A 2,955-nucleotide genomic window follows, 5' to 3' on the forward strand; every position below is an offset into this window, starting at 1 on the left:
AACATAACTTGAATAATCATTCTCGCTGGTTTTGAAGTGGGTAATATCTTGCGTTGATAGAATCACACCAACCCCGTATTCACGCCCTTCTTTCAAGATTTTGCGTAAACTCGGGAAGTTCTGAGACATAAAGTTATCTGCTTCATCCACCAGCACCAACTTGGTCACTTGGCGGAAATCACCCTGCACTTCAGGTTTCCCCTTCTTCTGCATCTGTGAATAAAACAAATCTAAAGTTAGTGCTACGACAAGGTTTTGTACTTCAGGAGGGTACCCTGCAAGCTCAACAACAGTTATGCCATCAACTAGCTCATATAAGCTCACCATTTTTTCTGGTTCAGTTTCAAATATCTTAAATCGAGCCAACTTGGATAAAGCGGCATAAAGAGAATCTTCTTCTACTTTTTCTTGATCTAGAAATAGGTCCCAAACCTGTTCGATAGTCGGCGCGGGTTTTGACCAAGTACTCGGATCTTCTGGGCGAATACCGGCAGCTTCATAAGCCTCTAAAATAAGGTTCTCAAGCTTAAGTTGTTGCCTTTTCCCTAATCCGTAAGCCTTTGACATAGTTTCAGAAAAACCAGCTGCTGTATGTATTGGCAACATTGGCGTATCACCAAATAGACTTAGTGGATTATAAGGAAGTTTAAACAGCTTAAACTTCTTCCCATTTGTCGCACTAATAAACTTATCGTCAACATAGTCTGACTTGTAATCAAAAATCAGAATACCGATTGGACTGCCATCTACGTTTTTATGTTGATCACGATAAAGCTGTGTCACTACCGCTTTCGTACACTGTGTTTTCCCCGTGCCCATTGTTCCTATAATGCCAGAGTTGGTATTCATGAATTTGGCAGTATTAGTCGGTTCCCAGAAAACTGCCCCATCATCACGTACATTATGACCAACCAGGACCTTTAGGTTATCGTTTGGATCATGCGCTATGGTTGAATCCGGTACGTTAATTGTCTGATTTTCTGACGATCGCTCAACTGTTGGAGTATTTATGACCTCTTCAGGTTCAATTTTAGTATTAACAATCTCATTACTATTTTCTACAGAGCTAGTTGTTACCACTTTTACATGAGTAGTTTCAGCTAACAGATATTGCTCTGGGATTTTACTTAATGTATCAGAGCAAGCATCTGCCATTAGGTCTGTTAGCCGAGTACTTACTAAGTGATTTAAACTAGCGCTTGGTAGTTGAATTTTAAGAATATTTTTCACCTCCTCAAAGCTTGCTTCAAAGAAGGTGTCATTCTCTACCATCGCTACCAAGAACCCTTCAGGGTACTCTTGCAGTTCAGCTAATTGGTAATCGCCCTGCAGCCACCATTCACGTTGTTTTAAGAGTGGCTCAAAGTAATCTGGTTGATAAAGGTTATACAGTTTGTATTTATCAATCTGCATTAGTATCTGACGCATAAACAAACCGCGGTAAAGATGCCCTGCTAAATCATCACGACCTAAAATATCTTCAGTTAAATAACGTTTTAGCTCTTTGGCTTGCTCTACCCCTTTATTGTGAGTTTGTTTTAGCCCTGCTTTTACTTCAAGTGGAAGTAAGTAAAGTTGATTGTCTTTAAAGCCAACAAACAGCACATCGTCTGAAATTGCACCGGATTTGTAACCATTTACATTACGTGAAAAATCACTGTCATTCATTTTCAAGCCAATATTACCGGCTACACGAACCATCTCAGCAACTGATAACGGAACCCAAATAATATCGGACTTTGCTAATAAGCAATTGATGTATTTATAGGCGCCAATAATACCCTTTTTCTCTTTTCGCTCATTGCTATTAGCAGTGATCATTTTGAGTAACCACTCACCGTTGAAGGCATTGAACTCCTCAATAATGCCACCTTCGTCCTGCTCTAATACTTTTTTATACAGGTCCGTTTCTTTGGTAACTGTGATCGCATCGTAGTTGGTTGAGTTAGTGTAATTATCTGAGTAATGGATCAGCACCATATCTTTAGCGCTTTCAAAAAAGTCTAAGGTGACTTTAGGGTCAATAATTGTGGTCCATATTGAATTATCGTAAGAGCGCTCAAGTAGTGTTTTAAAGTCATCACTCACCGCTAAAGCTAAAGAGTTAGCACGACCGTGTTGCACATTCGTTTTACGGGCAGGTTTAATCAAACCATTAAGGCGCTGCGCCATGCTAAGGTGCGAATTATCTTTAGTTTCAACATTCTTCAAACCAAATGCAGTGAAGTAGCTTTCCTCTTTGTTGTCGGCTGCTTCGCCCGCCAATAAGCCGTGACAAACTACGCCACTAAGCTCTTCTAGCACGTTTACATCTGTTGGCTCTACTTTATGATGATTTCTGAAAAAACTTAGGTGTGCATACGCTTGCGGTTTAGTCTCACATTCATCGTTACGAAACTTACTGTAAGTTAAGCGTGTACGTAATAGGTCGATAATGGCATCTGCTTGTTCTTTCAGTGCTCCTTTATCTAATCCATATAACCTTTTCAACTCGTCGTAACTGGCTGTTTCTGCAAAACGGTCAAATTCGCAGCGTGTCTCTTTATCATCGTATAAGTTCACATGGATATGGCAGACTTTGTCCTTTTGCGTTTTAACGTAATCCACCAGCCCCATAAACAGTTCAACATTTTTATGGTTATTTACCGAGTTGATAATCAGTGTGGCTTTGCTACCTGCAGTAAATAGTGAACTAAAGGCATCTTTAAACTCTGTGACCTTATCTTTCACCAATTTACGTACGTAGCTGTAACTTGTTTCTTGATGAGGCACTAGCTCAAGCCACATAGAGTTGTCTTTTTCTAGCTTGGTAAAAGCAAACTCATGTTTAGGGTGGTACAGAAAAGGCAATAAACCACGCGCATTCAAGCGCTTTAACGTCACTTTGGGTAGTGTTTTAAAACTGCTGTTATCATTGATGTTATCACTAACTATTGCTTCAGCTAGGCTCAAGTG

At 39.9% G+C, this 2,955-nt stretch carries 1 protein-coding gene; it reads right to left on the reverse strand.

Features of this window, described 5'->3' with window-relative positions; translation table 11 throughout:
- Positions 1-2,955, reverse strand: a 2,955-nt coding sequence (dptH, locus tag AB4496_RS17345) for a DNA phosphorothioation-dependent restriction protein DptH (RefSeq protein WP_372131474.1), incomplete at both ends; no start/stop codon positions are given.

This window comes from Vibrio sp. 10N.222.46.A1 (assembly GCF_041473595.1).
Classification (GTDB): Bacteria; Pseudomonadota; Gammaproteobacteria; order Enterobacterales; family Vibrionaceae; genus Vibrio; species Vibrio tasmaniensis_A.